General features: G+C 55.5%; 2 protein-coding genes and 1 pseudogene. 2 read left to right on the top strand and 1 reads right to left on the bottom strand.

Annotated elements, in window-relative coordinates:
- The first annotated feature begins 983 nt into the window (after positions 1 to 983).
- Positions 984 to 1,670, top strand: a complete 687-nt coding sequence (locus tag ABJ196_RS12570; protein WP_347307563.1) for a trypsin-like serine protease — start codon at positions 984 to 986, stop codon at positions 1,668 to 1,670.
- A gap of 326 nt (positions 1,671 to 1,996) precedes the next feature.
- Here ABJ196_RS12570 and ABJ196_RS12565 read toward each other — a convergent pair whose 3' ends face one another.
- Positions 1,997 to 2,557, bottom strand: a complete 561-nt coding sequence (locus tag ABJ196_RS12565; protein WP_347307561.1) for a hypothetical protein — start codon at positions 2,555 to 2,557, stop codon at positions 1,997 to 1,999.
- 217 nt (positions 2,558 to 2,774) lie between these two features.
- Between ABJ196_RS12565 and ABJ196_RS12560 the strand changes: the two are divergent.
- A pseudogene (locus ABJ196_RS12560) lies at positions 2,775 to 2,968 on the top strand (glutamine synthetase); the annotation flags it as partial.
- Positions 2,969 to 3,038 lie beyond the last annotated feature (70 nt).

The following is a 3,038-nucleotide window of genomic DNA, read 5'->3' as shown; positions in this document are numbered from 1 at the left end:
AGCGATTGGTACGAACCTTGAAGAAATACCGGACATTTACCGTCGAAATCGCAGGCCAGACCCTCCATGCACAGACCGACCTACCCGCTGACATCCGCGAACTCGCCGAAAAGCTGCCCCAACCGTCTGACTAAAATGACCTAAGTCAGGAAGATCTGAAGCTGCGCCAAACTGTCCCGGTCAAGGTGTAAGTCGAGGCGGAGCAGCACAGGGTCTCGTTTAGCTCTGCTCTGTTCGACTGGATTATTCGAGCCCATTCCGAAATCGCCCCTACCTTCCCGCAACGTTTTTAACCGCGGGTCGTCTTCCGACTCGATTCGCTCCCACGCCACGAAGTATGCAGCGGCTTTCGTTCCGGTAGTCATGAGCTCACCAACGTGGCCGAGCACCGTATGAGTGCTCCAGTGGACGGCGAGAAGATTGAAGTTCTCTTCTCGGACTTCGAGGCGGGTGCCCGTCGCGGGGTACGTGTCGGTGGGATTGGTTGTGTGCAAAGCGTAGAAGGTGTTCGGTGCTGGCCGCCCAAGTATCTTCCGCAGGACGTGGTGGGGTGGTGGTCTCGGGAACACCGGTGTGCTCGTCGACGGCGAGCTTCACTTCGACTTCAAGGTGGCGCTCAGCGGCTTTGGAATTCGTCTTCTCAGCCATGATATCCTCCTAGATGGCTGGTCTGCCTCAACCATAGTCGCCACTGAGAACACCGCGGAGCGAGTGCGACATGAGTCTGCTCGAACGGAACTAGTCTGAAACATCAGTTTTTCATCGGCATTTCGATAATCTTTATGGATATGGGGTTGCGCCGGGAACCAACTTCGGCCACCGGGAGTGAATGGGAGTAGATAAGGATGTTTGTGAGATTCAGAAAATTCGCAGCTATTGGCGCGTGCGCGGTGTTGAGCCTCTCTGGGCTCTGGGCAGGGTCCCCGTCGGCGTACGCGGAGGTTCCGGAGAACCCGCAACCGCAAGCGAGTTCCACTGATCCGGTGATTGACGAGAGAATTGCAGCCTTCTACTCGGTGAACTCCGTGACCGGGCAGGAGTTCCGAACCTGTACAGCCAGCTTCTTGGGGGATAATTGGTGGCTGACCGCACAACACTGCGATCCCGCCTCCGGCGATTATTTGAAACAGTCCGACGGCGAGAGAGCTGAAATTACAGAGGTCCATCTCCTTTCTGAGGACGACGATGTAGCCCTCCTGAAAGTGGCTGACGGAATCGAAGCTAAACAGTTTGATCTGCCCGACACACTCCCCGAGCAGGGAAGCATCATCGATTTAATCGGTTTTGCCATCGGCCGCGACTTTGCTTCGGTGGCAACCCTGGAGGTGAAGTCGTTCATAGAGAAGTATCCGCAGGGTGCAGGCATTCCCTACAAGGATCTGATCGTTGCTTCGTCGGTCACCCCCTCACGCACGTGCGAAGGTGACTCAGGAGGTCCGGGGTACGTTGGAAACACCATCGTTGGTGTTCATACTGCTGGAGGGCAAAACCTCGAGTGTGAAGACGGTGAAGGAAGGTTGTCCTGGCTCACAGCGTTGACTCCCGAGCGAGTGGAATGGATCAGCTCCATAGTGGGCAGGGGTGCCGGGGATGTCCCGGTGATTAATGACGAAGCTGAGTCGCAGTGGAATCTATCGTCCTACCTGTTGCTTTCGAGTTCGTGGCGTTGATCATTCCCGTTTAATTGGGATTTCCAAGCGAAGAGGCCTTGACCAGAGTGGTTCCCGGCCAAGGCCCTGAATGGGCGGAGCGCTTAGTCCTTGCTATTGCGGCTTGACGTGAGGCTCCAGTAGATGCACATTGCTCCGATTACGGCGACAGTTCCAGCAGCCGCCATAACCGTAACCTCGCCCGTGCCCCGAGAGATTGCCAAGAGCACGCTCAGCAGCGAGAGCACGATAGCGATGACGCCAGCACCAAATCCTACACGTTCTGAAACATTCATTTTCAACACCTCCTAGCTGGGATCAGTAGTGCTTAGTTGAGCGGGCCGCAGTTAACCTTGCAAGCAGCGATCTGTTGCCATGGCAGTTCCAATATAGGTCGCGGCTGCCCCTCCGATAACCAAGCTACCGCCGAGTGTGAGCGGTGTCATTGCGGCTGCGCCGATAGCCGCAGCTCCAGCCCCCGCCATCATTACCCACTCGGGGGTGCAATTTTGCATGGATACGGGCATGACACCTTCGACGACGGGTGAGTCGAACGACGCAACGATCTCGTTGCCGTCGACCTGGTACTCGATGTTTCGGACAGTGCCGTCTTCAAGGAGCGTTGCGGTGGAAAACTCGCCTGCAACTGCTCCGTCTTCATCTACGATCACCACGCTACCGTCCGGCTGCTTTGTGACCGAGCCGTTTGCGACACTGGCAGTGAAGCCATTTTCGTCCAGGTGATCGAACGTCAGTTCCGCCACCTCGGAAGTCGCTTCTTGCGTTTCGCTGGTAGCAACACCTTGGCTTGCGGTCGTGGCCTGAGCGGGAGCCATGCCGACTCCGAGGCCACATGCAACAGCCGCACCGACAGCTGCCATTTTTGCGATCATATTCTTCTGAGTCATTTCAATACCTTTCTCGATTTCCGGTTGGGGTATTCAGTTTGGCAGCAGATCACCGATCAAGTTTGCTTGTAATCCTGACCACTAGCCGCTTGCATCACCCAGGTTACCGAGAAATGTTCTCCTATGCCTGTGAGGTGCAGCATACGGATGATATTCCCCCTCTATGCTTATAATAAATTCGTTGAATCAAATTATGATGCAGGCTACAGTTAGCCCTATGGGCTCACAGACTGACAATGTCCTGCGGTTGGTGGAGCAGCAGGAGATTGCGTTTATCCGCTCTGGTTCACCGACATATTCGGCAGTTTGAAAACGGTGATGATGTCGCCCGCTGAGCTCGAGAGCGCCTTCGAAGAAGGGGTGGGCTTCGACGGCTCTTCCATCGAGGGGTTTTCCCGCATTTCTGAAGCGTCCTGGGTTTAGTTCCGCTTCTTTTACGGCCCTGTGTTGATGGGCTGGGTGAGATAGTACTCGGTTTCTA

It is taken from the genome of Corynebacterium sp. SA-MJD20WY100 (genome assembly GCF_039822565.1).
GTDB lineage: Bacteria > Actinomycetota > Actinomycetes > Mycobacteriales > Mycobacteriaceae > Corynebacterium > Corynebacterium phoceense_A.
The sequence above is the reverse complement of the archived record's forward strand: the minus strand, read 5'-3'. Positions and strand labels throughout refer to the sequence as shown.